At 62.6% G+C, this 25736-nt stretch carries 18 protein-coding genes; 13 read left to right on the top strand and 5 right to left on the bottom strand.

Annotated features, from left to right (window positions below; genetic code table 11):
* Positions 1-100 precede the first annotated feature (100 nt).
* Genes APH28_RS15550 through APH28_RS15540 form a run of 3 tightly spaced genes read right to left on the bottom strand, consistent with a single transcriptional unit; the run spans position 101 to position 4696 of the window.
* Positions 101-1420 carry a TldD/PmbA family protein gene (locus APH28_RS15550; protein WP_060510754.1) on the bottom strand — a complete coding sequence of 440 codons (1320 nt, stop codon included), beginning with the start codon at positions 1418-1420 and terminating at the stop codon, positions 101-103.
* Positions 1420-2862: a TldD/PmbA family protein gene (locus tag APH28_RS15545; RefSeq protein ID WP_060510751.1), complete on the bottom strand. Its 1443-nt coding sequence runs from the start codon at positions 2860-2862 to the stop codon at positions 1420-1422. Before APH28_RS15545 ends, APH28_RS15550 begins: the two co-directional genes overlap by 1 nt.
* Positions 2863-2893: 31 nt before the next feature.
* Complete coding sequence (locus APH28_RS15540) at positions 2894-4696, bottom strand: acyl-CoA dehydrogenase (protein WP_060510749.1); 1803 nt, start codon at positions 4694-4696, stop codon at positions 2894-2896.
* Between the two features lie 219 nt (positions 4697-4915).
* On the opposite strand from APH28_RS15540, the gene APH28_RS28645 reads away from it, so the two are divergent.
* Positions 4916-5599, top strand: coding sequence for a hypothetical protein (locus APH28_RS28645; protein WP_156340893.1), 684 nt, complete (start codon positions 4916-4918; stop codon positions 5597-5599).
* A gap of 50 nt (positions 5600-5649) precedes the next feature.
* A complete protein-coding gene (locus APH28_RS28130; RefSeq protein WP_082432307.1) occupies positions 5650-6042 on the top strand; it encodes a hypothetical protein in 393 nt (130 codons plus the stop codon).
* A 95-nt stretch (positions 6043-6137) separates the two neighbouring features.
* Here the strand turns inward: APH28_RS28130 and putA are convergent, their stop codons facing one another.
* On the bottom strand, positions 6138-10091 hold the full coding sequence (gene putA / locus APH28_RS15535) for a trifunctional transcriptional regulator/proline dehydrogenase/L-glutamate gamma-semialdehyde dehydrogenase (RefSeq protein ID WP_060510747.1): 3954 nt from the start codon (positions 10089-10091) through the stop codon (positions 6138-6140).
* A gap of 360 nt (positions 10092-10451) precedes the next feature.
* Between putA and putP the strand changes: the two genes are divergently transcribed.
* The 8 genes from putP to APH28_RS15495 all read left to right on the top strand — a co-directional run bounded on the left by putP (position 10452) and on the right by APH28_RS15495 (position 20464).
* Positions 10452-11930, top strand: a complete 1479-nt coding sequence (gene putP, locus APH28_RS15530) for a sodium/proline symporter PutP (protein ID WP_060510745.1) — start codon at positions 10452-10454, stop codon at positions 11928-11930.
* Between the two features lie 105 nt (positions 11931-12035).
* Positions 12036-12872 (top strand): 23S rRNA (adenine(2030)-N(6))-methyltransferase RlmJ, encoded by an 837-nt coding sequence (locus APH28_RS15525; RefSeq protein WP_060510744.1) that lies wholly within the window; start codon positions 12036-12038, stop codon positions 12870-12872.
* Between the two features lie 170 nt (positions 12873-13042).
* Positions 13043-14800 (top strand): carbamoyltransferase, encoded by a 1758-nt coding sequence (locus tag APH28_RS15520; RefSeq protein WP_060510741.1) that lies wholly within the window; start codon positions 13043-13045, stop codon positions 14798-14800.
* Complete coding sequence (locus APH28_RS15515; protein WP_060510739.1) at positions 14784-15914, top strand: glycosyltransferase; 1131 nt, start codon at positions 14784-14786, stop codon at positions 15912-15914. The genes APH28_RS15520 and APH28_RS15515 overlap by 17 nt, the downstream gene beginning before the upstream one ends.
* A complete protein-coding gene (locus tag APH28_RS15510; RefSeq protein ID WP_060510737.1) occupies positions 15914-16810 on the top strand; it encodes an antimicrobial resistance protein Mig-14 in 897 nt (298 codons plus the stop codon). The genes APH28_RS15515 and APH28_RS15510 overlap by 1 nt, the downstream gene beginning before the upstream one ends.
* Complete coding sequence (locus APH28_RS15505; protein ID WP_060510735.1) at positions 16807-18210, top strand: PIG-L deacetylase family protein; 1404 nt, start codon at positions 16807-16809, stop codon at positions 18208-18210. Before APH28_RS15510 ends, APH28_RS15505 begins: the two co-directional genes overlap by 4 nt.
* A gap of 37 nt (positions 18211-18247) precedes the next feature.
* A complete protein-coding gene (locus APH28_RS15500) occupies positions 18248-19204 on the top strand; it encodes a glycosyltransferase (protein ID WP_060510734.1) in 957 nt (318 codons plus the stop codon).
* 168 nt (positions 19205-19372) lie between these two features.
* Positions 19373-20464 (top strand): glycosyltransferase, encoded by a 1092-nt coding sequence (locus tag APH28_RS15495; protein WP_060510732.1) that lies wholly within the window; start codon positions 19373-19375, stop codon positions 20462-20464.
* Positions 20465-20466: 2 nt separating this feature from the next.
* On the opposite strand, the gene APH28_RS15490 is transcribed toward APH28_RS15495, so the two are convergent.
* Positions 20467-21072, bottom strand: a complete 606-nt coding sequence (locus APH28_RS15490; protein WP_060510730.1) for a hypothetical protein — start codon at positions 21070-21072, stop codon at positions 20467-20469.
* A gap of 101 nt (positions 21073-21173) precedes the next feature.
* On the opposite strand from APH28_RS15490, the gene APH28_RS15485 reads away from it, so the two are divergent.
* From APH28_RS15485 to hldE, 3 genes are all read left to right on the top strand, one after another.
* The gene (locus APH28_RS15485; protein ID WP_060510728.1) at positions 21174-22349 is read left to right on the top strand and encodes an O-antigen ligase; all 1176 of its coding nucleotides are present in this window, start codon (positions 21174-21176) and stop codon (positions 22347-22349) included.
* A gap of 15 nt (positions 22350-22364) precedes the next feature.
* Positions 22365-24173: a lipid A export permease/ATP-binding protein MsbA gene (gene msbA / locus APH28_RS15480; protein WP_060510792.1), complete on the top strand. Its 1809-nt coding sequence runs from the start codon at positions 22365-22367 to the stop codon at positions 24171-24173.
* A 129-nt stretch (positions 24174-24302) separates the two neighbouring features.
* A complete protein-coding gene (gene hldE / locus APH28_RS15475) occupies positions 24303-25724 on the top strand; it encodes a bifunctional D-glycero-beta-D-manno-heptose-7-phosphate kinase/D-glycero-beta-D-manno-heptose 1-phosphate adenylyltransferase HldE (protein ID WP_060510726.1) in 1422 nt (473 codons plus the stop codon).
* The last annotated feature ends 12 nt before the right edge of the window (positions 25725-25736 follow it).

Genomic DNA, 25736 nt, shown 5'->3' with positions numbered 1-25736 from the left:
TTCTGTCCTGTTCCGGCCTCTTCGCGGCTAAAGCCGCTCCCACAGAGGAGTGCGATCCCTGTAGGAGCGGCTTTAGCCGCGAAGAGGCCGGTACTGCCAATTACAATGTCAGGGTCAGCCCTTTGACCAGCGCCCCCGGCAGATGACTCGACCCGGTACTGCGCTGCCCATAGGTGCTGGTCGACAGGATCATCTCGCGCTCTTGAGTCAGCTCCTCCAGCTGGCTGCCAAGCAAACTGTACAGGCTGTCATCGAAGCGCATGGTGCTCACCGGCCCCTGGATCTCGCCGTTCACCACCCAGAACGTGGCGAAACGGGTCAGCCCGGTCATGCGCGCCGCTGGCAGGTCGGAGTAGTTCAGGTACCACAGGTTGCTGATGTACAGCCCGGTGCCGAGCCGCTCAAGAATCTGCGCGCTGGGCAAGCCACCCGGCGCCAGGCTCAACGCGCACGGTGACTCGTAGCTGTCGGCGCCATTGGCCATCAATTTGAACTCGGCTGCGCTGCGGGCACTGACCAGCCGCTGCAGCGCGTTACCCTGCTGGATCAACGTCACATCCAGGCGCGGCGAGCCCTCGTCGGAGAATGCCGGGCTCAGCGAACCGCTGACCTGTTCGCTGAAGCTCACCATCGGATGCAGCTGCGCATCGCCGCTGTACAGGCGCTGCAGGGCGCTGTTGCCGGTGGCCAGGGCTTGGGCTGAGAAGCCACCCCAGCACAGCATGCCGGCGATTTCGTCCATGGCGGCGGGCGCCAGGTAGGCGCGGTAGCTGCCAGGTTTGAGTGTCACAGCCGGGCGGCCGAGGAAGCTCAGCTGCTCCCTTGCCTGGCGCAGACGGGCGGTCAAGTCGGCGGCGCTCCACTGCTGGCCGGCATAGTTGGCCTTGACGGCCTGGCCATTGCTGTGGAACAGGCTCCAGTCGAAATTGAAGCTGTTGGCCTGGTGCCAGCCGAACGCCCCGAACGAGCTGGCAAAGCCCCGGCAGATCGGGCCCGCAGCGTAGATGCCGACCAGGTCCAGGTCACCGGCTTCACGGTCGAGCAAGGCCAACACCTGGTCAAGCTCGGGCAGCGCTTGTTGCTGTTGGTTCAGGCTGTGCCAGGCGCTGTCGTCCAGGCGCAGATACGGGTCGACAGCCAGCAGTGGCAGGGTCTGGCGCAACTGCTCCAGCGCTGCGACCAAGCGTTGCTGGTCAACTTGCGCGTCGCCGCTCAGGGTCACCTGCTGTTCTGCCTGGCGGCCATCATGGATCAACCGCAGTTGCGCACTGGCCTGGCTCACTTCGCCGGCCTGGCGCACCTTGGCGTGGTTGAATCGCACAAATTGCGACTGTTCAGCGCTGTAGCCTAGGGTGAACTGCTCACCCGCTTGCAGTGCAGCGCGCACATCCCCGACCAGGGCTTCGAAAACGTGTTTCATCAGGCGTCTCCTCCGAATACGTCGATCTGGCGGAACACGCAGGCGGGCGAAGCGTGCCCGACCCGCACCACCTGGTTGGGTTCGCCCTTGCCGCAGTTGGGCGTGCCCAGGACCTGGAAGGTGCTGCGGTCGCCGACCGCCGCGAGGTTGCGCCAGAACTGCGCGGAGATGCCGCGGTAATTGGGGTTCTTGACGATGCCCTTGAGCTCACCGTTCTGGATTAGCTGGCCCCATTCGCAGCCGAACTGGAACTTGTTGCGCGCATCGTCAATGGACCAGGAGCGGTTGGTGCGCATCAGGATGCCGTGCTCGATGCCCTGGATCAGCTGATCCAGAGGCTGGTCGCCCGGTTCGATATTGAGGTTGGCCATGCGGTCGATGGGCGCACGGTTCCAGCTGCAGGCGCGGCTGTTGGCTACGCCATCCAGGCCTGAGCGCAATTGTGACAGCGCGCCGCCAAGCGGGCGCAGCAGCAGGCCATCGCGGATCAGGAACTGCTTGCTGGCCTCTGTGCCGTCGTCATCGAAACTGTAGCTGGCCAGCTCTTCGCCGATGGTCGGGTCGAAGGTCACGTTGAGCAGGTTGGAGCCGTATTGCAGGTGGCCGAAGTCGCTGGCCTTGACGAAGCTGGTGCCGGCGTAATTGCGCTCGTCGCCGAGGATACGGTCCATCTCCAGCGGGTGGCCGATGGATTCGTGGATCTGCAGCATCATCTGGTCGGGCATCAGCAGCAGGTCACGCAGGCCGCTAGGGGTGTTCGGCGCCAACAGCAGCTGCAGCGCCTGGTCGGCGACCAGGCGGGCGGCGCCGACCAGGCCACAGCGCTCGATGATCTCGAAGCCGCCTTGCTGGCCAAAGTTGTCGCGGCCCAGGCTGCGGCTCTGGCTGTCCTGGCCGTCGCTGGCGGTGACGCTCAGGCCGGGGAACAGGAAGCGCTGGGCATGGCGCAGTTCGGCGCCGGCCGAGTTCAGGTAGGTCTGCTCGACCAGGCTCAGGCCCAGGCTGGCCTGCCAGTCCACCAGGCGGCTGTCCTTGGGCACGCTGGCGGATTCGGCGGCGAGCAGGCCAAGGCAGTCGGCCAGGCTTGGCACAGGTTGGTCAAAGTTGGGCGAAATGTGATCGTGACGGGCGCTGGTCACCGGCTGCTCACGCAGGTCAAGCAGGCTGTGCCGGGCGACCTGACGAGCCAGCGCCTCGGCCTGCTCCAGCGCCCGTTGCAGGCCAGCCTGCGACAGGTCGGCGGTGGCCGCATAGGCCTCTACGCCGTTAACCCGTACGGTAAGCATGGCGCCCTCGTCCTGGCTGAAGTGCGGTGGCTCTGCAACATTGCGACGAACCGAAAGCGCCTGGTGCGACTGTTTCACATGGCGCAGGGAAAACAGCTCGGCCGTACTGCGCAGCGCGGCGAAGCGCTGGCGCAGCAAGGCGCTGGAATCGAACATCTGGAAGCCTCCGTTTTCACGGTGGCTCCCCCTAGAACCACCCGTCTTGCATGGCCAGGCACGTATCATCGCGTGCCTCGAGCAATGCCAGCTCATTATGGCAGGCAGGAATTTCCCAGGTCAGGAAATAACGCGCGGCCTGCAGTTTACCGAGGTAGAAGTCGCGATCGGCGGGGTTGCCCTTGAGCAGGCCGAGTTCGGCGTGGATGGCCTGTTCCAGCCAGCGCCAGCCGACTACACAGTGGCCGAAGGCCTTGAGGTACAGGGCTGAGTTGGCCAGGGCGCCGGCAACCTTGCCCTGTGCCAGGTCGCCGAGCAGGGCCAGGGTTACCGTTTGCAGGCGATTGACCAGTTGCTCCAACGGTTGGCGCAGGTTGTCCAGGCCCGGATGATGGCTGGCGCGCTCGGCCGTTGCGGCGATCAGGCGAATCAGTTGCTTGAGACCGGCACCGTTGTTCTGCGCCAGCTTGCGGCCCAGCAGGTCGAGCGACTGGATGCCCTCGGTGCCTTCATGGATCGGGTTCAGGCGGTTGTCGCGGTAGTACTGCTCCACCGGGTACTCACGGGTGTAGCCGTGGCCGCCGAGAATCTGGATCGCCAGTTCGTTGGCCTTTAGGCAGAAGGTCGAGGGCCAGGACTTGACGATCGGGGTCAGCAGGTCGAGCAGCTCCTGGGCCTGTTTGCGTGCGCTTTCGTCGCTGGCGGTGTGGGTATCGTCGAACAGGCGCGCAGCGTACAGGCCCAGGTCAAAGGCGCCTTCCACATAAGCCTTCTGCGCCAGCAGCATGCGCTTCACGTCGGTGTGTTCGATGATCGGCACGGCTGGGCTGTGCGGGTCCTTGCTGTCCGGCAGCCGGCCTTGGGGCCGCTGGCGAGCGTATTCCAGCGAGTAGAGGTAGCCGGCGTAACCGAGCATTACCGCGCCCATGCCGACGCCGATGCGTGCCTCGTTCATCATCTGGAACATGCAGGCCAGGCCCTGGTGCGGCTGGCCGACCAGGTAGCCGACGCACTGGCCGTTGTCGCCGAAATTCAATGCAGTGGAGGTGGTGCCGCGCCAGCCCATCTTGTGGAACAGCCCGGCCAGCAGCACGTCGTTGCGCGACCCGCGGCTGCCGTCGTCGTTGATCAGGTATTTAGGCACGATAAACAGCGAAATACCTTTAACGCCCGGCGGTGCGTCCGGCAGCTTGGCCAGCACCATGTGCACGATGTTTTCCGACAGCTCATGGTCGCCACCGGAGATGAAGATCTTGTTGCCCTTGAGCCGGTAGGTGCCATCGCCAGCAGGTTCGGCGCGGGTGCGGATATCGGCCAGCGACGAGCCGGCGTGGGGTTCGGTCAGCGCCATGGTGCCGAAGTAGCGGCCATCGATCATGGGTTGCAGGTACAGGCGCTTCTGTTCCTCGGTACCGAAACTCTCGATCAGGTTGGCCGCGCCCATGGTCAGGAACGGGTAGGCCGTGGTACCGGCGTTGGCCGCCTGGAAGTGGGCGAAGCAGGCTTGCGAGACCAGGCTGGGCAACTGCATGCCGCCGACTTCGAAGTCGCGGTTGGCGTTGAGGAAGCCGGCTTCGAGGAATGCATCGACAGCGGGCTTCACCTCCGGGATCAGTTCGGCGCGGCCGTTTACATAACGCGGCTCGTTTTCGTCGGCTTTGCGGTTATGCGGGGCGAAGAACTTTTCGGCGATGGTGCGCGCGGTGGTCAGGGCCGCATCGAAGGTTTCGCGGCTGTGTTCGGCAAAGCGCGGGCGCTGGGTCAGGGCTTCGGCGTCGAGGACTTCGTAGAGTTCGAAGGCGAGGTTGCGCGGGCTGAGCAGGGTCTCGGGCATGGTAGGGGTCCTTGGGCGGGATGCTGCGAGTCTGGCGGAACCATGAAGTAAAGGGCAGGTTAATAAGCGTGAGTGATGATGAGGCAGTCATCTAGGTGGCAGGAGCGCCCGCTAGCCATTCGCAGGATAGGAACATACCTACATCCATCGTGGACAATTCCTACAACCATAGCAATGAAAAAAGAGGTAGATGTTGTTCTTTGCTAGGGAGGAAGTCTTGTGGCTAGAATTTGTCATTGGCGCGATGTTTGGAAAGAAGAAATCAGCAGGATTGAAGATCCTTTCTTTGCCCAGTCCGTAGTCCGAGATCTACTGCAAAGAAATACTCAGCTGCGCGGGCTGAGCGAATTTCTTGAAGATTGTGGTTTGCCTGTGGGGCGAGCATTGCTCGGCGATGAAATAGAGCGAGCTTCAAAATTGATGGGTGAGGGGAGATGGTTTCTTCTTCGCGAGGAGGTACGCTATCCCATTGACGTGACGTGTTATCCCGCGTTGAAGTGGGCGCCATCAAAAACGGATTGTCAACAGCATGAAAGTCGATATGAGGAGGCTGCGGGGCCTGGTAAGTGGAGCACTTTTAGTATTGATACAGATCGGCTCTGGTCCAGTGTAGCCTTCGCGGCAAACTTCATAACTTCGCGAGGTGACGAAGGGCGTCTTTTTGCAAGCGAGGGTAAAGACTATGCCAATACCAGGCGCGTTGTGAGTCAGAGGTGGGTGCCGTTAAAAGCCAGTGAGCGTGATTTCGTCAGGTTGTCAGCAGTGCACCGCTGTGGGGCTGTGCGGAGAACAACGCAATATTTTGTCGAGGCCAGTGATGAATGGGCGATAAGTGGCCAGTCTTGGCATTGGCGCCCTGTGGTGGCTAACGAGGTATATGAGTTTCGGGAAGGTGCATATTGACTGAGTTAAAGGTTAGGCTGCAGCAATCTTTGTTCCTGGTTTGGGCTGGCATGGATGCGTTTTACCTTTGTTTATATTCTCTGCGTAGCGCCGCCCGTGGAGGGGTGCCGTTCTGGTCGGATTTTAAAAGTGGGCTCGATGTTATGCGTAGTTGGGACGGTCCGGAGGCACTGATATGGGCCGGTCTGGTTTTGCAGGGCTCGGTAGCCGTCTCGTGTATCGGTTTTTATGCAAGGAAAAAGTGGGTTGTTTATCTGGCGATGATGCAGTTGCCATTTAGATATTTATTTATTGTTCCGTCAATTTCGGTGGTCTTGGTTCTGCCGATGATCACTGCTGAAGTCAATAATTGGCTATGGGGGGGATTGCTCTTTTCTTCAGAGGTCATCAAAGGTTGGAGTCTATGGTGGTTGCGTCGTCAGGTTAAACCGTTGAAGTGTTAGTGGGGGTGTGGGAGGGTGGTGCCGTAATAATCCCCAAGACACGCCCAAAAAAAAGGAGAGCCAAAGCTCTCCTTTTTCATCAACAACCCCAGGCGTCAGCCAATGGTCATCAGGCTGGCATTACCGCCCGCCGCCGCAGTATTCACACTCACCGCCCGCTCGATCACCAGGCGCTCCAGCGCAATCTGGTGATCACCGCTGGACAGCCCGTGCACACCGACGATCGCCCCGGCACGCTTGGCCACTTGTTGGCACACGCCGCGCAGCTGGTCGGAGTCGCCATGGTGGATCACGGCGTCGAATGCCACTTCATCCTTGTTCCAGTCCGCCACCAGCTTGACCTTGGCCTGCAGCTCACGCGGCAGGCGGCCACGCAGGGCCTTGCCTGGCTCGCTGTCAGCCCACACCGCCGAGCTACCCACCGCCAGCACGGCCGCGAACTGCGCCAGCAGGTCGGCTTCGTTGTCCGCCAGGCACAGCACGTGCTCGCGCGGCAGGATGGTGTAGGTGTTGCGCTCGCCGGTCGGGCCGGGCAGCAGGCGGGCGATGCCGCTCTGCGACTGGCCGGCGAACTGGCTGCACAGGGCGGCCAGGTCGGCCTGCTGGTTGCTCTCGGCCCAGGCCTTGAGCGTATGCAGCGGCTTGATCAGCTGGTCGTGCAGGGCACGGTCCGGCTGGCCTGCGCCATCTTGCTGCTGGAAGTGGCGGCCAATGGCGTCGGCCGGGCGGGTCGACAGCAGGCGGTACAGGTACAGCGGACCACCCGCTTTCGGGCCGGTGCCCGACAGGCCTTCACCGCCGAATGGCTGCACGCCGACCACGGCGCCAACGATGTTGCGGTTGACGTACATGTTGCCGGCGTTGGCGGTTTCCACCACCTTGGCGATGGTCTCGTCGATGCGGGTGTGCACGCCGAGGGTCAGGCCGTAGCCGGACGCGTTGATCTGCTCGATCAACTGGTCGAGGTTGCGGCGGTTGTAGCGCACCACGTGCAGTACCGGGCCGAAGATTTCACGTTTCAGTTCGTCGAAGCTGTCCAGTTCGATCAGGGTCGGCATCACGAAGGTGCCGCGTTTGATCTCGGCTGCATCGGCGATTGCCACTTGATAGACCGAGCGGCCTTTCTCGCGCATGCCCTGGATGTGCTTCTCGATACCGGCCTTGGCTTCGGCGTCGATCACCGGGCCGATGTCCACGGCCAGGCGGTCCGGGCAGCCCAGGCGGCTTTCGGCCATGGCGCCCTTGAGCATTTCGATCACGCGGTCTGCGGAGTCTTCCTGCAGGCACAGCACTCGCAGGGCCGAGCAACGCTGGCCGGCGCTGTCGAAGGCCGAGGACACCACGTCGATCACTACTTGCTCGGTCAGCGCCGAGGAGTCGACGATCATGGCGTTCTGGCCGCCGGTTTCGGCAATCAGCGGGATCGGCCGGCCCTGGTTGTCCAGGCGGCCAGCGACGTTGCGCTGCAGCAGGCGGGCAACCTCGGTGGAGCCGGTGAACATCACGCCTTTGACGCGCTCGTCACCGACCAGGCCGGCACCGACGGTTTCGCCACGGCCCGGCAGGAGTTGCAGAACACCTTCCGGAATGCCGGCTTCCAGCAGCAGCCGCACGGCCTGGGCGGCGATCAGCGGGGTCTGTTCGGCCGGCTTGGCCAGCACCGGGTTGCCGGCAGCCAAGGCGGCGGCTACCTGGCCGGTGAAGATCGCCAGCGGGAAGTTCCACGGGCTGATGCACACCACCGGGCCCAGTGGGCGGTGGGCGTCGTTGCTGAAGTCGTTGCGTGCCTGCACCGCGTAGTAGCGCAGGAAGTCCACGGCTTCGCGCACTTCGGCGATGGCGTTGGCGAAGGTCTTGCCAGCTTCACGGATGAGCAGGCCCATCAGCGGCTGGATTTCGGCTTCCATCAGATCAGCGGTGCGCTCGAGGATCGCGGCACGTTCAGCGGGCGGAGTGGCCTGCCAGATGGGGGCAGCGTTCAGGGCGCACTGGATGGCATTGTCGACGTCGGCGACGGTGGCTTCCTGCACATGGCCGACCACGTCACGGTGGTCCGCCGGGTTCAGTACCGGTACAGCTGCAGCCTCGCTGGCGGCGCAGGCCAGCAGCGGGGTGGCCTTCCAGTCGTTGTTGGCAGTGGCCAGCATGGCGCAGGACAGCGATGCCAGGCGGTGTTCGTTGGCCATGTCGATGCCGGCCGAGTTCGCACGCTCACTGCCATACAGTTCACGCGGCAGCGGGATGCGTGGGTGCGGCAGGCCGATGCTGCCTTCCTGGGTGCCCATGCGTTCGATGCTGCTCACCGGGTCCGCGACCAATTCCTGGATGGAAATGGAGTGGTCGGCGATGCGGTTGACGAACGAGGTGTTGGCGCCGTTCTCCAGCAGGCGGCGGACCAGGTAGGCCAGCAGGGTTTCGTGGGTACCGACCGGGGCATACACGCGGCACGGGCGGTTCAGCTTGCCGTCGGCGACCTTGCCTACAACCTGTTCGTACAGCGGCTCACCCATGCCATGCAGGCACTGGAACTCGTATTGGCCCGGGTAATAGTTCTGGCCGGCGATATGGTAGATGGCCGACAAGGTGTGGGCGTTGTGGGTAGCGAACTGCGGGTAGATGGCTTCCGGCACGGCCAGCAGCTTGCGGGCACAGGCGACGTAGGACACGTCGGTGTACACCTTGCGGGTGTAGACCGGGTAGCCTTCCAGACCCTCAACCTGGGCGCGCTTGATCTCACTGTCCCAGTAGGCGCCTTTTACCAGGCGGATCATCAGGCGGTGGCGGCTGCGCTTGGCCAGGTCGATGACGTAGTCGATCACGTATGGGCAGCGTTTCTGGTAGGCCTGGATCACGAAGCCGATACCGTTCCAGCCAGCCAGGGCCGGCTCGAAGCACAGGCGCTCGAGCAGGTCGAGGGACAACTCCAAACGGTCGGCTTCCTCGGCATCGATGTTCAGGCCGATGTCGTACTGCTTGGCCAGCAGGGTCAGCGACAGCAGGCGCGGGTACAGCTCTTCCATCACGCGCTCGTACTGGGCGCGGCTGTAGCGCGGGTGCAGTGCCGAGAGCTTGATCGAGATGCCCGGGCCTTCATAGATGCCACGGCCATGGGAGGCTTTGCCGATCGAGTGGATCGCCTGCTCGTAGGACGCCAGGTACTTCTGTGCGTCATGCTCGGTCAGTGCGGCTTCGCCAAGCATGTCGTAGGAGTAGCGGAAGCCCTTGGCTTCGAAGCGGCTGGCGTTGGCCAGGGCTTCGGCGATGGTTTCGCCGGTCACGAACTGCTCGCCCATCAGGCGCATGGCCATGTCGACGCCCTTGCGGATCATCGGTTCGCCGCTCTTGCCGATGATGCGGGTCAGCGAGGAGGTGAGGCCGGCTTCGTTGTGCGTGGAGACCAGCTTGCCGGTCAGTAGCAGGCCCCAGGTGGCGGCGTTGACGAACAGTGACGGGCTGTTGCCCAGGTGCGGCTGCCAGTTGCCGTTGCTGATCTTGTCGCGGATCAGGGCGTCGCGGGTGCCTTTGTCAGGGATGCGCAGCAGGGCTTCAGCCAGGCACATCAGGGCAACACCTTCCTGGGACGACAGGGAAAACTCCTGCAGCAGGCCCTGAACGATGCCAGCACGGCCACCAGCACTCTTCTGGTTGCGCAGTTTTTCGGCGATGCCGGCGGCGAGCTTGTTGGTGGCTTCGGCCAGCGGAGCGCTCAGGCGCGCCTGCTCCAGCAGCATCGGTACCACTTCCTGCTCGGGGCGGCGGTAGGCGGCGGTAATCGCCGAGCGCAGAACCGACTGCGGCAGGATGCTCTCGGCGAATTCTAGGAAGCACTGGTGGGCGTGGTCTGGCTGTACTTCGCCAGCGTCGTCGGCCAGGTTGTTGGCATGACCGTTGAGTTCGGTCAGGGTAGCGCCACCCTCGAGCTTCTCCAGGTAATTGAAGATCGCTTGCTTGATCAACCAGTGCGGCGTGCGGTCGATGGACTGCGCAGCTGCTTTGAGTCGCTCACGGGTCGGGTCGTCAAGTTTGACCCCCAGGGTGGTCGTCGCCAATTTTCTTATCCTCATTATTGCCACGGTTGTGGCTTAAGCTGCGCCAAGATTAGCGGTAGGCGTTTTTGGGTGCAACCAGGTGCAACCCGAATTTTTTGAAGAAAAGGTGCAACTCGTCTGACGAACCTTCCTACAGATTAAAAAGAGTTCATAACGGTGCGGTTTCTTATGAATAAAACGTGTTCTTGCTCCAAAACGGAGCAAAAAATGGAATTTCCCGTAATGCGCACGGGTGGGTGCAACTTGCAAATGAAAAATGGTTGCACCCACTTTGCGTTGTTGCATAGGATTCGCCGCCTGGGTGCAACCGTCTGCGAGGAGGGTTGCGCATGAGATAAAAACAAACGCCAGGGCACACGCATGGGCAATCCACTAACGATCACCTTCGTGATCTATATCGCGGCAATGGTGCTGATCGGTTTCGCGGCCTATCGCTCCACCAACAACCTTTCCGACTACATTCTTGGCGGTCGCAGCCTGGGTAGCGTGGTCACCGCGCTCTCGGCCGGAGCCTCCGACATGAGCGGCTGGCTGCTGATGGGCCTGCCGGGCGCCATCTACTTCTCCGGCCTTTCCGAAGCCTGGATCGCCATCGGCCTGACTGTCGGTGCCTACCTGAACTGGCTGTTCGTCGCTGGCCGTCTGCGTGTGCAGACCGAGCACAACGGTGACGCGCTGACCCTGCCGGACTACTTCTCCAGCCGCTTCGAAGACCACAGTGGCTTGCTGCGGATCATCTCGGCGATCGTCATCCTGGTGTTCTTCACCATCTACTGCGCCTCCGGCATCGTTGCCGGTGCCCGCCTGTTCGAAAGCACCTTCGGCATGCCGTACGAGACGGCCCTGTGGGCCGGTGCTGCAGCGACCATCGCCTACACCTTCGTCGGTGGTTTCCTGGCGGTGAGCTGGACCGATACTGTGCAGGCCTCGCTGATGATCTTCGCGCTGATCCTCACGCCGGTGATCGTGCTGATCTCCACCGGTGGTTTCGACACCACCTTCCTGGCCATCGAAGCGCAGAACCCGGCCAACTTCGACATGCTCAAGGGCGCGACCTTTGTCGGTATCATCTCGCTGATGGGCTGGGGGCTGGGTTACTTCGGCCAACCGCACATCCTGGCGCGCTTCATGGCCGCCGACTCGGTGAAGTCGATCGCCAACGCCCGTCGCATCTCCATGACCTGGATGATCCTGTGCCTGGCCGGTACTTGCGCCGTGGGCTTCTTCGGTATCGCCTACTTCTCGGCGCACCCTGAGCTGGCAGGCCCGGTCACCGAGAACCATGAGCGGGTGTTCATTGAGCTGGCCAAGATCCTGTTCAACCCGTGGATCGCCGGTGTGCTGCTGTCGGCCATCCTGGCGGCGGTGATGAGCACCCTGAGCTGCCAGCTGCTGGTTTGCTCCAGTGCCCTGACTGAAGACTTCTACAAGGCCTTCCTGCGCAAGAATGCTTCGCAGGGTGAGCTGGTCTGGGTGGGTCGCCTGATGGTGCTGGCCGTTGCCCTTATCGCCATTGCCATGGCCGCCAACCCGGAAAACCGCGTACTGGGCCTGGTGGCCTACGCCTGGGCTGGCTTCGGTGCAGCCTTCGGTCCGGTGGTGCTGATTTCGGTGCTGTGGAAGGGCATGACCCGTAATGGCGCGCTGGCCGGTATCGTGGTCGGTGCGCTGACGGTGATCCTGTGGAAGCAGATCGATACCTGGGGGCTGTACGAAATCATCCCTGGCTTCCTGCTGGCGAGCATCGCCATCATCCTGGTAAGCAAGCTGGGCAGCCCGTCTCAGGCAATGGTGCAGCGCTTCGAAACCGCTGATGCGGCTTATCACGCCGACAAGTAATACCCGTTGAGTCGGCGGTGCCTGCTTCGCGGGCCCGCCGATCAGCAGTCAGGCCTGACTCCGCCTGCAAGGCAAGGTAAACTTGCCGCCTTCGCAGGAGTTGCCATGAACTATCGTCACGCCTTCCACGCCGGCAACCATGCCGACGTCCTCAAACATATCGTGCTGACCCGCCTCATCGCCCTGATGTCGCGCAAGGAGCAGCCGTTCGCCTACATCGACACCCACGCCGGCCTCGGTCTTTACGACCTGCAGGGCGACCAGGCGACCCGTACCGGCGAGTACCTGGAAGGCGTCGCCCGCCTGTGGAACCGCGACGACCTGCCGGCCCAGGCCGCGGACTATCTGCGCATCATCAAGCGCCTGAATGCCAATGGTGAGCTGCGCTACTACCCGGGTTCGCCCGAGCTGGCCCGTCGCCTGATGCGCGAGCAGGACCGTGCACTGCTCAACGAGAAGCACCCTGAAGACGGGCCGCTGCTCAAAGAAAATATGAAGAAAGACCCGCGTGTGGTCGTGCATCTGGGCGAAGGCTGGCATGTGCCGCGGGCATTGCTGCCGGTGCAGGAAAAGCGCGCCATCATGCTGATCGATCCGCCGTTCGAGCAAGCTGACGAGCTCAAGCGCTGCACCACCTCGATGAAAGAGGCGATCAGCCGCATGCGCCAGACCGTCGCGGCCATCTGGTACCCGATCAAGGACCAGCGCTCGCTGACCCGCTTCTATCAGGACCTGACCAGCACCGGCGCGCCGAAGCTGCTGCGGGTGGAGTTGTATGTGCATCACCAGGACAGTCCGCAGGGCCTGAACGGTTCTGGTCTGGCCATCGCCAACCCGCCTTGGGGGCTGGAAGAAGAGTTGCGCGAGCTGCTGCCGTGGCTGGCCAAGGAGCTGGCGCAGACTGCCGGCAGCTTCCGTATGGACTGGCTGATCGCCGAATAATCAGGCGTTACAAATCTCCTGCAGGAGCGGCCTTGCGCCCCTTTCGCGACACAAGGCCGCTCCTACAACGACCGCGCAGCCGCTGACGTTTGCGTTATAATCTCGCCCTTTAGCCGCCACCCGCCCATGAGGCCGCTGGCGCATCTCTACCGAATGAAGAGGCTAATCCCTTGGCATTGACGATTCTTGGCCTGTCCGGCGCCCTTAGCCATGACCCTTCCGCGGCCCTGTACATTGACGGCAAGCTGATTGCCGCCGCCGAAGAAGAGCGCTTCGTGCGTGACAAGCATGCGAAGAACCGCATGCCCTACGAGTCGGCGAAATTCTGCCTGGAACAAGCGGGCATCAAGCCCTCCGACGTCGACGTGGTGGCCATTCCGTTCGCCCCGATCAGCCTGTTCGGCAAGGCCCGCTGGCACTATGCCAAGCGCTACTGGTACGCGCCTGACCGCGCCCTCGACGCGATCCTGATGGGCAACCGTCGCTACAAGCGTTACCGCAAGAAGATCGTCTGGTGCCTGGAGCAACTGGGCTTCGACCCGAAGAAGATCAAGATCGAACCGGTCGAGCACCACCTGGCTCACGCGTCCAGCGCCTACCACTGCTCGGGCTTCAAGGAAAAGACCGCGATCCTTGGCATCGACGGCAAGGGTGAGTACGCCACCACCTTCTTCGGCTACGGCGAAAACGGCAAGATCCACAAGATCAAGGAATTCTTCGATCCGGACTCGCTGGGTGGCCTGTACGGCGCGATCACCGAATTCCTCGGTTTCGAAATGCTCGACGGCGAGTTCAAGGTCATGGGCATGGCGCCGTACGGCGACGCCAGCAAATATGACTTCTCCCGCTTGGCCAGCTTCGAGAACGGCGAACTGGTGATCAACACCGAATACGCCAACGTCATCGGCCTGCGTCGCCATAAAGAGAAGGGCAAAGGCTTCTACTTCTCGCCGAAGCTGATCGAATGGCTGGGTCCCAAACGCGAAGGCGACATCGCCGACGAGCCGTACATCCACTACGCTGCCAGCATGCAGGCGCTGTTCGAGAAAATCGCCCTGCAGATGATCGACCATTACCTGGGCGACACCTTGCGTGAAACCGGCAAGCTGGCCTTCGCTGGCGGCTGTGCGTTGAACGTCAAGCTCAACCAGAAGATCATCGCCCGTTCCGACGTCAAGGAGCTGTTCGTCCAGCCGGCTTCCGGCGACGCCGGTACCGCCGTTGGTGCTGCGGCCTATGTTTCCCACGCCCGTGGCGTGCCGGTCGAGAAGATGGAGCATGTCTATCTCGGCCCTTCGTATTCCAATGAAGACGTGATCGCCGCCTGCGCTCGTCATCCGAGCCAGCCGAAGTGGCGCAAGCTCGACAACATGCCCCAGCAGATCGCCCAGATCATGGTCGACGGCAACCCGGTGGCCTGGTTCCAAGGGCGCATGGAGTTCGGCCCTCGCGCGCTGGGTGGCCGTTCGATCATCGGTTGCCCGAGCGTGGCTGGCGTGGCAGACCGTATCAACCACCAGATCAAGTTCCGCGAGCGCTGGAGACCTTTCTGCCCGTCGATGCTCGACACCGTCGCCCCGCAGATGATCAAGGTCGATCACCCCGCGCCGTTCATGACCTTCACCTTCGAAGTGGCTGAAGAGTGGAAGACCCGCGTACCGGAAGTGGTCCACGAGGACGGTACATCGCGTGCCCAGGTGCTCAAGCGTGAATACAACCCGCGCTACTACGACATGATGAAGGCGCTGGAAGACCTGACTGGCAACGGCGTGTCGCTGAACACCTCGCTGAACCGCCGCGGCGAGCCGATGATCTGCTCGCCGACCGATGCGCTGAACATGTTCTTCGGTTCGGACCTGCAGTACCTGATCATGGAAGACATCCTGGTCGTGAAGGACGGCGCAGCCGCCTATGACCAGCCGCTCTGAAGCGCGGGTCCTGCAGTTCTGCCATGGCTATGACGGGCCGTTCCTCGATTGTGCCCGTCAGTACGCCAGCCTGTTCCAGGGCAGCGGCTACAAGGTCACCACTGTGTTCCTCACTGGCGCCGCCGACCCGCAGGTTGCGGCAGGTTGCGCGTCTGACGAGGTGCTGTTTCTCGAATTCAGCTCCAAGGCCGTGCGTGGCCTGAAGCTCGGTGCGATTCGTGCCCTGCGGCGCATCGCCGCCGAGCGCAATTTCAGTTTCTGCATCGCTCACCGTTTCAAGCCGATCTATGTCGCGCTGCTGGGCACCGGTTTGCCGGTGATCGGCGTGCACCATGCGTTTGGCGACTATGAGCGCAAGGGGCGGCGCCTGTTCGCCAACCTGTTCAGCAAGCGCCTGAGTCTGCTGGGCGTATCGGATGCGGTGCGTGACGACATGCGCCGTTGCCTGCCGCAGTGGCCGGCCGAGCGCATTCAGACGCTGTACAACCGTATCGACATCGACGCCCTGCAAGCTGCCCTGGTGCCCCGTGCCGAGGCCCGTGAGGCGTTGGGCCTGGATGCACAGGCGTGGGTGGTCGGCAATGTCGGTCGCCTGCATCCTGACAAGGATCAGGCGACCTTGCTGCGTGGCTTTGCCCAGGCGCTTCCGGATTTGCCGGCTGGCGCACGCTTGGCCATCCTCGGCAAGGGCCGCCTGGAAGCCAAGCTCAAGGCACTGGCTGCCGAGCTGGGAATATCCGGGCAGGTGGACTTCCTTGGCCAGGTGCCGGATGCCCGTCGCTATTTCCAGGCCTTCGATGTGTTTGCCCTGAGCTCCGACCATGAGCCGTTCGGCATGGTCCTGCTCGAAGCCATGGTCGCCGGCGTACCGGTGCTGGCCACGGCTTGCGGTGGTGCACGTGAAGTGGTCGAGGGTGTTGGCGTGCTGTTCCCGTTGGCCGATGCCGCGCAACTGGCGCAGGCCCTTCGCCACATGGCCGCGCTGGATGCGCAGCAGCGTGAAGCCTGCGCCGCGCATATGCTGCAACGCTTGCAAGAGCGCTTCTCCGACCAGGCCGTACGCGAAGCGTTCTGGCAGTTGCCACACGTTCGTGCATGGGTGGGGAAGGCTTGATGCTCAATCATATCCAGGCCATCCGCGAGCGCGGTTGGCAGGTCATCGATGCGTCAGCCTACGCCGAGGCGTGGGCGCGTTTCGGTGGCAGCGTCGCGACGCACCCGTTGGTGGTCGAGCAACTGGCTGACCTGGCGCAGATACCCGTGCGTTATCTGGGTTGGTTCCAGGCCGGTGAGCTCAAAGCCGCGATTCCGACCTGGGGGCGTCATCTGGCGCTGTCCAAGGATGTGCTCAAGCGTGCCGGCAAGAAAGCCCTGTTCGACCTTGGCAATGCCGAGATCATTCTGCCGGCAGCGGCCGATGCCAGCGCGCCGTTGCGCCATGCCGCGCGCTACCTGTCCGAGCTGAGCCAGGGCCGCTTCAGCGGCCTCAAGGTGCAGAAGGAACAGCTGGCCATGGCCCGCGCCCCCGAAGACCTTTCCAAGAAGTTCCGCTACAACCAGCGCCGCGAATTGCGCCTGCTGGAAGAAGCGGGTGGCGTTGTGCGTCCGATCAGCGATTTCAGCGCGCAGCAGATCGCCGCCATGTACTGCGACCTGTTCCAGCGCCGCTGGGGCTTCCCGGCCACCGGTGCCGAGCGCATGGCCGACGTGCTGCAGCGCCTGCGTGAACTGCTGATCGGCTCGGTGCTGATGCTCGACGACAAGCCGATCGCCATTCAGCTGGTATACCGCGTCGAAGCGCCGGAGTGGATCAGCGTGGAATACATCAACGGCGGCGTCGACCCTGAAACCAAGGCCTTCAGCCCGGGTAGCGTGTTGAGCTTCCTCAATACCCAGGCCGCCTGGGAAGATGCCCGCGCGCGCAACAAGCCCCTGCGTTTCTCGTTCGGCCGTGCCGACCGTGAGTACAAGGACCGTTGGTGCAACCCTGTGCCGGTATTCCAGGCGTGAGCCGCAAGCAGCAGTTGCTCAAGCGCCATCGGCGCAACAAGCGCCTCGGCTTGCTGGTGAGTCTCGTCGTGCTGGTGGCGCTGGGTGTCTTCACCTGGTGGTGGCTGCCGCTGTTGCTGCTACCGCTGCTTTGGGCTGCTCACGAAGCCTGGTTCGCCGATCACCTGTTCTATGCGCCTGGTGAAGATTACGCCTATGACTTCGGCGAGTTGAGCCAAGAAGCGCCGGTCGTGCTGCGTGACGGGCTGCTCACGGTGGAGACGGCGTTGCGGGGAGACGAAACCCTGGTGCTTGAAGTGCGGGTAAAAAGCGGTTGGCTGGGGCGTTTCCTCGATCCGCGAGTCGAGCTGCTTGGCGGCGAACTCGCTGACCAGCAAACCTTCGAGCGGGGTGTCGATGGGCTGCGCTTCCTCAACCTCACCGGGCTGGCCGCTCCTTTACAGGCCGGCACGTTGCGCCTGCGCGGGCGCCATTGCCGACTGCTGGGTGAGCCGCGGTTGTGGGTAACCCCTTGTGTCGAGCTGCAGCGCCGCCGCGTGATGGTGATCGCTCCGCATGCCGATGATGCCGAGCTGGCAGCCTATGGCTTGTACAGCCAGGCGGATGAAACCTGGGTGGTGACCGTGACGGCGGGGGAGATCGAGGCCGAGCACTATCAGCAGATGGGGCTGGGCAAGTCGGAGGCCGCCCGCTTGAAGGGCCGCCTGCGCGCCTGGGACAGTATCGCCGTGCCACGCTGGGCAGGTGTGCCGGAGTCGCGTTGCGTGCAACTGGGGTATTTCTGCCTGCAGCTGCCCGCCATGCAGGCGGCCCCTGATCAGCCTGTCGCGTCCCGCGAAGCGGACATGGCCGATATCCGCCTGTTCCGACGGTTCAACCCATTCCCGCTGCCGGCCGACCACGATGGTGCGCCCACCTGGCACAACCTGCTGGCCGACCTGCGCGCCCTGCTGGAAATGGCCAGGCCTGAAGTGCTGGTCATGCCGCACCCGCAGCTCGACCCGCACCCTGATCATGTCTGTGCCCAGGCGGCTGTCATGGAGGCTTTGCAAGGGCTGGCCTGGCAGCCGCAGACGCTGCTGTGCTACGCCAACCACCTGCACGACAATGACCGCTGGCCAATGGGCGACAGCGGCGATGGTGTGGCCCTGCCTCCGCAACTGAGCGCCGAACAAGCCTGGGCGCCGTGCACGCTGTCACTGGATTCAGCTACTCAGCAAGACAAGGCCATGGCCTTGGGCATGATGCACGACCTGCAGCCCCAGCCCCCCTTCAAGCGCCGTCTGCGCCGTTTGCTGCAGCGTTGGCTGGCCGGGCGCCGCGCGTCGCCTTATGGGGAGAACGAGTTCTTCCGCAAGGCCGTGCGCCGGCACGAACTGTTCTGGCGGCGTGAGCTGTAAACCCGACCGCGATGGCGCAGAGCGCCCAAGGAAAGCAATGAAAGTCCTATTTCTGGTACAGAAGGAACAGCGTGCGATCCTCGATCGCCTGTACGACGGCGTCGCGGCCAACTGTGAGTGCGACCTGCGCTGGCTGACCAGCGATGATCAGCGCAACCTTCGCCGTTATTTCAAGCGTGAAGTGCAGGTCGAACGCTATGACCGCATTGTCTTTTTCTTGCGTTTCAAGCAAGAGATCCGTCAGGCAGCCTTCATTCGCACGGTGCCGAACCTGGTCATTCTCGAGCACGATGCCTACCAGAACTACATCCCTTGCAAGTACACCGGCAAGTTCAGCGCGCATTACCGCAAGCTGCCGTGGGCGCGGGTGATCAGCTCGGGCTACATGGTCAGCGAGCGCCTGCGCCAGGAGGGCTTTGACGCGGTGTTCGTGCCCAAGGGCTACGATGAGCAACTGCTGGCCGACCAGGGCCGCGAGCGCGATATCGAACTGGCGTTCGTCGGCAGCACCAACAGTGTTGCCTACAGCGGGCGCAAGGCGCTGCTGGATGAGCTGGGGCAGGTCGAGAACCTGGTGGTGACCCGCACCAAGTCGGGCGAGGACTATTGCAACACGCTCAACCGTATCCAGTTCTTCGTCAGTGCCGACGTTGGCATGGGCGAGTACATGATCAAGAACTTCGAAGCCATGGCCTGTGGCTGCGTGCTGCTGGCATACGACCAGGGCGAAGCGGAGAATCGCGCGTTGGGCCTGCAAGACATGGTCAACGTCGTGTTCTATGACAACATTCCGACGTTACAGGCCAAGTTGCGCACCTTGCGGGGCGATCCTGCGCTCGCACAGCACATCGCTAGAAACGGGCGCGAACTGGCAGTGTCACGTTTCAGTTTCGCTGCCGTCGGGCAAAGCATCGTGGAGCACATGCGCCCGGCGCTGAGGCCCCATCCGCCTTTGTCCGTGTGGCAACGCTTGCGCCTGAAACTGGGCTTCTGATCTGAATATTGCAGCCTATGCTGGAGCAAGGGCGCTTCCCCGGCGCTTCGCCGGGGCAAGACGGGCATTGACGCGGTTCTTGGGCGCTATTGTCGGCATGGGATCATCTTTTTCTGTCAATGACGTTGCAGTCCCACCTGGCTTGCACGGGAGAGCGGCGCTATCCCCATGAATATCGTCAACATGATGTGGGCAGGCGGTTCTCCGTACATGTCCATCCATAAAGTCCATCAACAAGTGCTGTCGCAAGCGGGGGCCGACGCCCGCATCAGTAACTGGCTGCTGCTGGGCGGTGAGCTGTGCCATGGGCGAGGTCCCACTCGTGTATGGCACATGCCTCAGCGAGCGTTGAAAGGCAAACACCTTTGGCGCTTGTTGCGTCCCTGGCTACGCCTGCGTCTGCACAGGGCGTTGAAGGGCGCCGAGGCCGATGTGATCCTGCTCGACGGCCTGGGTGTCGCACGGTTGGTGTTGCCGGTGCTGCAGCACCTCCCCGAGGTGCGTGCCAAGGTGCTGTTCCATGGTATGACACGCTTGACCCCCCGCGATGTGAGCCTGTTGAACCGGCTGCCCGCCGAGCGTCTGAGTATTGCGGCCGTCTCTCATACCCTCGCGCGGTCCCTGGAGCAGGACATTGGCCGGCCGGTGCAGACGCTGCGCATGGCGTTCGACCCGCAGGCCTTTACCAGGCCACTGCTCTCTCGTGAGCGCGCGCGCGAGGCGCTGGCACTGCCGCAAACCGGTGGCCCGATACTCGGCGCGGTGGGCCGGCTGGTCGAAAGCAAAGGTTTCGAGATGCTCATCGAGGCATTTGCCAAGGCTATGGAGCACCAGCCAGGCATGCAGCTGGCAATGGTTGGTGATGGCCCGCTACGCACGAGCCTGCAGGCGCGGATCGATGAGTTGGGCCTGACAGATAGCGTACATCTATGTGGACATCATGATGAATTGCAGCAACTGTATCGAGCGTTTGATTGGCTCTTGGTGCCTTCGCGTGCCGAAGGCCTGGGGCTTGTGGTGCAGGAAGCCGTCATGGCAGATGTGCCAGTAGTCTGCAGCGATTTGCCGGTATTCAGGGAGCAACTGCAGGAATCGGGCTGTTACTTGCCGGTTGGCGACGTGGAGGCCTGGGGGTGCGAGATCGCGCGCTGTGATGTGCCCCGCGCACTGGCGGTGGCCGCCCGGCAGCGGCAGACGCTGGCGCCGGAGGCGGCATGGCAGGCGTTCTGCAATGGGGCGCACAGCCTGCTGCGCGGTTGAGGTCAGCGCGGCAGCAAGGCAGCTTCGAAGTCGGCGAGGGGGAATCGGTCACCCAGGTTCTCTCGCTCGATGTAACGCACCATGTGCTGCACGTTACGGCGAATCATGCGGGCGGACAGTGGCGGGCGCAGAAAGCGCATGTCCGCCACGTCGATCAGGCCGAGGCGTTGGTCGGGTGTGACGACTACATTCCCGAGGTGCAGGGAACGGAAGTAGATGCCGCTGCGGTGCAGGTGGCGGATCAGCTCGATCAGGCGGGGCAAGTAGTTGTCCCAGCTGAAGCCGGCGTCGCGAGACATTTGCAACAAGGTGCGTCCTGGCAAGGGGCGATATAGCACTGCGGTTCTGCCCGGCACATCGAGCTTGTGCTGGCTGATCACCTCGAGGGTAGGGATGCCCAGTTGTGCAAGGCGGGCGGCGTTGTCGACGAAGCGTTGCGAGTAAGGGCGCAGCAGTGCAGATGAAATCAGACGCTTGCGGCGAAAGACCTTAAGGAAATTACCATCGCCAAGCAGGTAGACTTTGGCACCATGACTGTCAGCCTCCAGTACCTGGGCGCCAAGTATCAGCTGATCGAAGTCGACCTGGGAGAGCCGGGAGCATTGCATGAGTTGAGCCTTGTCGTCTGGCGAACAGATTGGCCGGCAATAATGCCGAAAATAATGCTGAAGCACCAATGCATGGTGTCGTTGATTGGCCGAGGGGACCTATGGTTTACGAGAAAAGCTGGGTTAAGGCCTGGTTGGGGTTTGGTGTGGTGTGGTTCTTCGGGGCGATTGCCCTGGCGCCAAGCAACAAGTTATACCAACAAGGTTTGGTCGTGTTCCTGTGGGTGCCCGTGCTGTTGCTGGCATGGCCGGCTCGGCGTGTATTGGTCGAAGCCTGGCGACGCCAGCCGGCGCTGTGGGGCAGCATACTGTTGCTGATGGTGTGGGGGCTGATCAGCCTGGCCTGGACCTCTGCCGAAGATGCCGGGCGCGAGGCCAAGCGCCTGCTGTACATCCTCGTGTTCCTGCTGGCCTTCCCCGTGTTGGCCCAGGCTGGCGTCGCCCGTATTCGGCACTTGCTGCAGGCGGGGAGCGCTGTGATGGCGTTCGCCGCCTTCCTGTCCATCGTCCATTTCTATGGCCAGCAGGGCGCGCCGTTGACAGGCCGGCTGGCCGGAATCGGCGGAATTTCGCACCCCATCCTCGGTGCCTATGTCGTGGCTGCCGCAGCAATGCTGTTGTTGTACCAGATGCCTCGGCAACGGCTTGCCCAGGTCGGCTGGCTGCTGGCCCTCGCCTGCCTGGGAGCCTTCGTCGTGCTCAGTCAGAGCCGCGGTGCAGTGTTGTCTCTGCTGTTTACTCTGATACTTGCGCCGCTTTGGTGCCGTGACCGGCTCAGTCGCATGATTGCGATCATTGCAGTTGTTACCATCGGTCTGGCCATCTACGTCATGTATGACTTGCTCACCGTCCGTGGTGCGTCCTATCGCCCGGAGATCTTTGAGGCCGTGTTGAACATGATCCATGCGCACCCGTGGGGCGGGCTGGGTCTTGGTTCCGCCTACAGGGTGAACGCCGCAGGTCTCGAGTTCGATCATTCCCACAACATGTTCACCCACGTTGCCCTGGAACTGGGGCTGCCCGGTATGGTGCTGTGGGCTGCAGTCTGGCTGTTTGCCCTGGGGGAGATCGTGCGTGCGCGGCATACCCCGATGGGCAAGATCCTGCTCGGCCTGTGGGTCTTCTCGACCATGGCAATGCAGTTCGATGCTGCCAGCCTGACGGCCACACCGCGCGCCGAGTGGTTCGTCAGCTGGTTGCCGGTGGCTCTGGTCATGTTGTTGCCATGGGTACGTGCCGAAAATGACGCCTGTGGTAAAATTTCCGGTTCAACCTGAACAGCGAGCTCGATGATGGCCGAAACACCGCTACCGGCGGAGCACAGCTCCAGCCTGAAGATCTACTTCCGGCTGCTGAGTTACGTGAAACCCTATGTCGGCATTTTCCTGCTGAGCATTGTCGGTTTTGTGATCTTTGCTTCGACCCAGCCCATGCTGGCCGGGATTCTCAAATATTTCGTTGACGGGCTGAGCAACCCGCAAGCGGTCCTGTTCCCCAATGTCCCCTATCTGCGCGACCTGCAGTTGCTGCAGGCTGTGCCGCTGCTGATCATCCTCATCGCGGCGTGGCAAGGCCTGGGCTCGTTCCTGGGCAACTATTTCTTGGCCAAGGTCTCCCTGTGCCTGGTGCATGACCTGCGCGTAGAACTGTTCAACAAACTGCTGGTGCTGCCCAATCGCTATTTCGACAACCACAACTCGGGCCACCTGATTTCGCGGATCACCTTCAACGTGACCATGGTCACCGGTGCTGCCACCGATGCGATCAAGGTCGTTATCCGTGAAGGCCTGACGGTGGTGTTCCTGTTCGGTTACCTGCTGTGGATGAACTGGCACCTGACCCTGGTGATGGTGGCCATCCTGCCGGTGATCGCGGTGATGGTCAGCATTGCCAGCAAGAAATTCCGCAAGCAGAGCAAGAAGATACAGTCCGCAATGGGCGACGTGACGCACGTCGCGTCTGAGACCATCCAGGGTTACCGGGTGGTGCGCAGCTTTGGCGGTGAGGCCTACGAACAACAGCGCTTCGGCAACGCCAGTCAGAGCAACACCGACAAGCAGCTGCACATGACCAAGACTGGCTCGCTGTACACGCCGCTGCTGCAGTTGGTGATCTACAGCGCCATGGCGGCGTTGATGTTCCTGGTGCTGTTCCTGCGTGGTGAATCCACTGCCGGTGACCTGGTGGCTTACATCACGGCGGCAGGCCTGCTGCCCAAGCCGATCCGCCAGCTTTCGGAAGTCAGTTCGACCATCCAGAAGGGCCTGGCAGGTGCCGAGAGCATTTTCGAGCAGCTGGACGAAGAGCCGGAGGTCGATACCGGCACCGTCGAGAAGGACCGTGTGCAAGGTCGCCTCGAAGTGCGCAACCTGAGCTTCACCTACCCCGGTACCGAGCGCGAAGTGTTGAGTGAAATCAGCTTTGTCGCCGAGCCTGGGCAGATGATTGCACTGGTCGGGCGCTCGGGCAGCGGCAAGTCGACCCTGGCGGCCTTGATTCCGCGCTTCTACCACCACGACCAGGGGGAGATCCTGCTCGATGGCGTGGAGATCGAGAATTACCGCCTGCGTAACCTGCGCCGCCATGTTTCCCAGGTGACTCAGCACGTTACGCTGTTCAACGATACCGTGGCCAACAACATCGCCTATGGCGACCTGGCGGGCGCTCCGCGGGCCGATATCGAGGCAGCCGCTGCAGACGCCTACGCCAAGGAGTTTGTCGACCGCCTGCCGAAAGGCTTCGATACCGAAGTCGGTGAGAACGGCGTGCTGCTCTCCGGTGGCCAGCGCCAGCGCCTGGCGATTGCCCGGGCACTGCTTAAGAACGCGCCGCTGCTGATCCTCGACGAAGCGACTTCGGCGCTGGATACCGAGTCCGAGCGGCATATCCAGGCGGCCCTGGATCATGTCATGGAGGGCCGCACCACGCTGGTGATCGCTCACCGTCTGTCGACCATCGAGAAGGCCGACCTGATCCTGGTGATGGACCAAGGCCGTCTGGTCGAACGCGGCACCCATGCCGAATTGCTCGCGGCCAATGGCCATTATGCCCGCCTGCATGCCATGGGCCTGGATGAGCCGGCCAAGGCCGATATCACCTGACCCGCCTTGATCGGGGCCGCATCGGCCCCGATTGTCACGGGAATTTACCAGGGTGTATCTGGCCGTAAAGCCGTCGCCTACCCTGTGCTAATATCCTGCCCCTGTTCATTATTTTCATATGGGTTGCCCATGAAGTTGTCCATGCCGCGTTTCGATCAAGCCCCGGTACTGGTGGTCGGCGATGTCATGCTCGACCGCTACTGGCATGGCGGTACTTCGCGTATCTCGCCTGAAGCGCCAGTGCCGGTGGTCAAGGTCGATCAGATCGAGGATCGCCCCGGCGGCGCGGCCAACGTTGCGTTGAACATCGCCGCCCTTGGCGCGCCAGCTTCGCTGATCGGTGTCACCGGCCAGGACGAGGCTGCCGACAGCCTCGCCAACAGCCTACAGGCCGCAGGCGTGCGCTCGGTGTTTCAGCGCATCGCGCACCAGCCGACCATCGTCAAGTTGCGGGTCATGAGCCGTCACCAGCAATTGCTGCGCATCGATTTCGAAGAACCGTTCGCCACCGACCCGCTGACGCTGGGTGAGGAAGTCGATACGCTGCTCGAGGGCGTCAAGGTGTTGGTGCTGTCCGACTACGGCAAGGGCGCACTGAAGAACCACCAGAGCCTGATCCAGGCTGCACGTGCCAAGGGCATTCCCGTGCTGGCCGACCCCAAGGGCAAGGATTTTTCCATCTACCGTGGCGCGAGCCTGATCACCCCGAACCTCAGCGAGTTCGAGACCATCGTCGGCCGCTGCGCCGATGAGGCCGAACTGGTCGCCAAAGGCCTGCAGTTGCTGCAGGACCTGGACCTCGGCGCGCTGCTGGTGACCCGCGGCGAACACGGCATGACCCTCCTGCGCAGCGGTCAGCCAGCGCTGCACCTGCCAGCCCGGGCTCGCGAAGTGTTCGATGTGACCGGTGCCGGCGATACCGTCATCTCTACCCTGGCAGCTGCCATCGCTGCAGGCGAAGACTTGCCACATGCCGTGGCGCTGGCCAATCTGGCTGCGGGCATCGTGGTCGGCAAGCTGGGTACCGCCGCAATCAGTGCGCCGGAGCTACGTCGGGCGATTCAGCGTGAGGAGGGCTCAGAGCGTGGTGTGCTGGGCCTGGAGCAACTGCTGCTGGCTATCGACGATGCACGGGCGCACAAAGAGAAAATTGTCTTCACCAATGGCTGCTTCGATATCCTGCACGCCGGGCATGTCACCTACCTGGAGCAGGCGCGGGCACAGGGTGATCGCCTGATCGTTGCGGTCAACGACGATGCCTCGGTCAGCCGCCTGAAAGGGCCGGGCCGTCCGATCAACAGCGTTGACCGGCGCATGGCGGTGCTGGCCGGCCTGGGCGCGGTGGACTGGGTGATCAGCTTCCCCGAAGGTACGCCGGAAAACCTGCTGAGCCAGGTCAAGCCGGATGTACTGGTCAAGGGTGGGGACTATGGTATCGACCAGGTGGTGGGTGCCGATATCGTCAAGGGTTATGGCGGTACCGTGAAGGTACTTGGGCTGGTCGAAAACAGCTCGACTACAGCCATCGTCGAGAAGATCCGCAAGAACTGATCGATCGTTGGG

The organism is Pseudomonas sp. NBRC 111124 (genome assembly GCF_001320245.1).
Taxonomy (GTDB): domain Bacteria; phylum Pseudomonadota; class Gammaproteobacteria; order Pseudomonadales; family Pseudomonadaceae; genus Aquipseudomonas.
The sequence above is the reverse complement of the archived record's forward strand: the minus strand, read 5'-3'. Positions and strand labels throughout refer to the sequence as shown.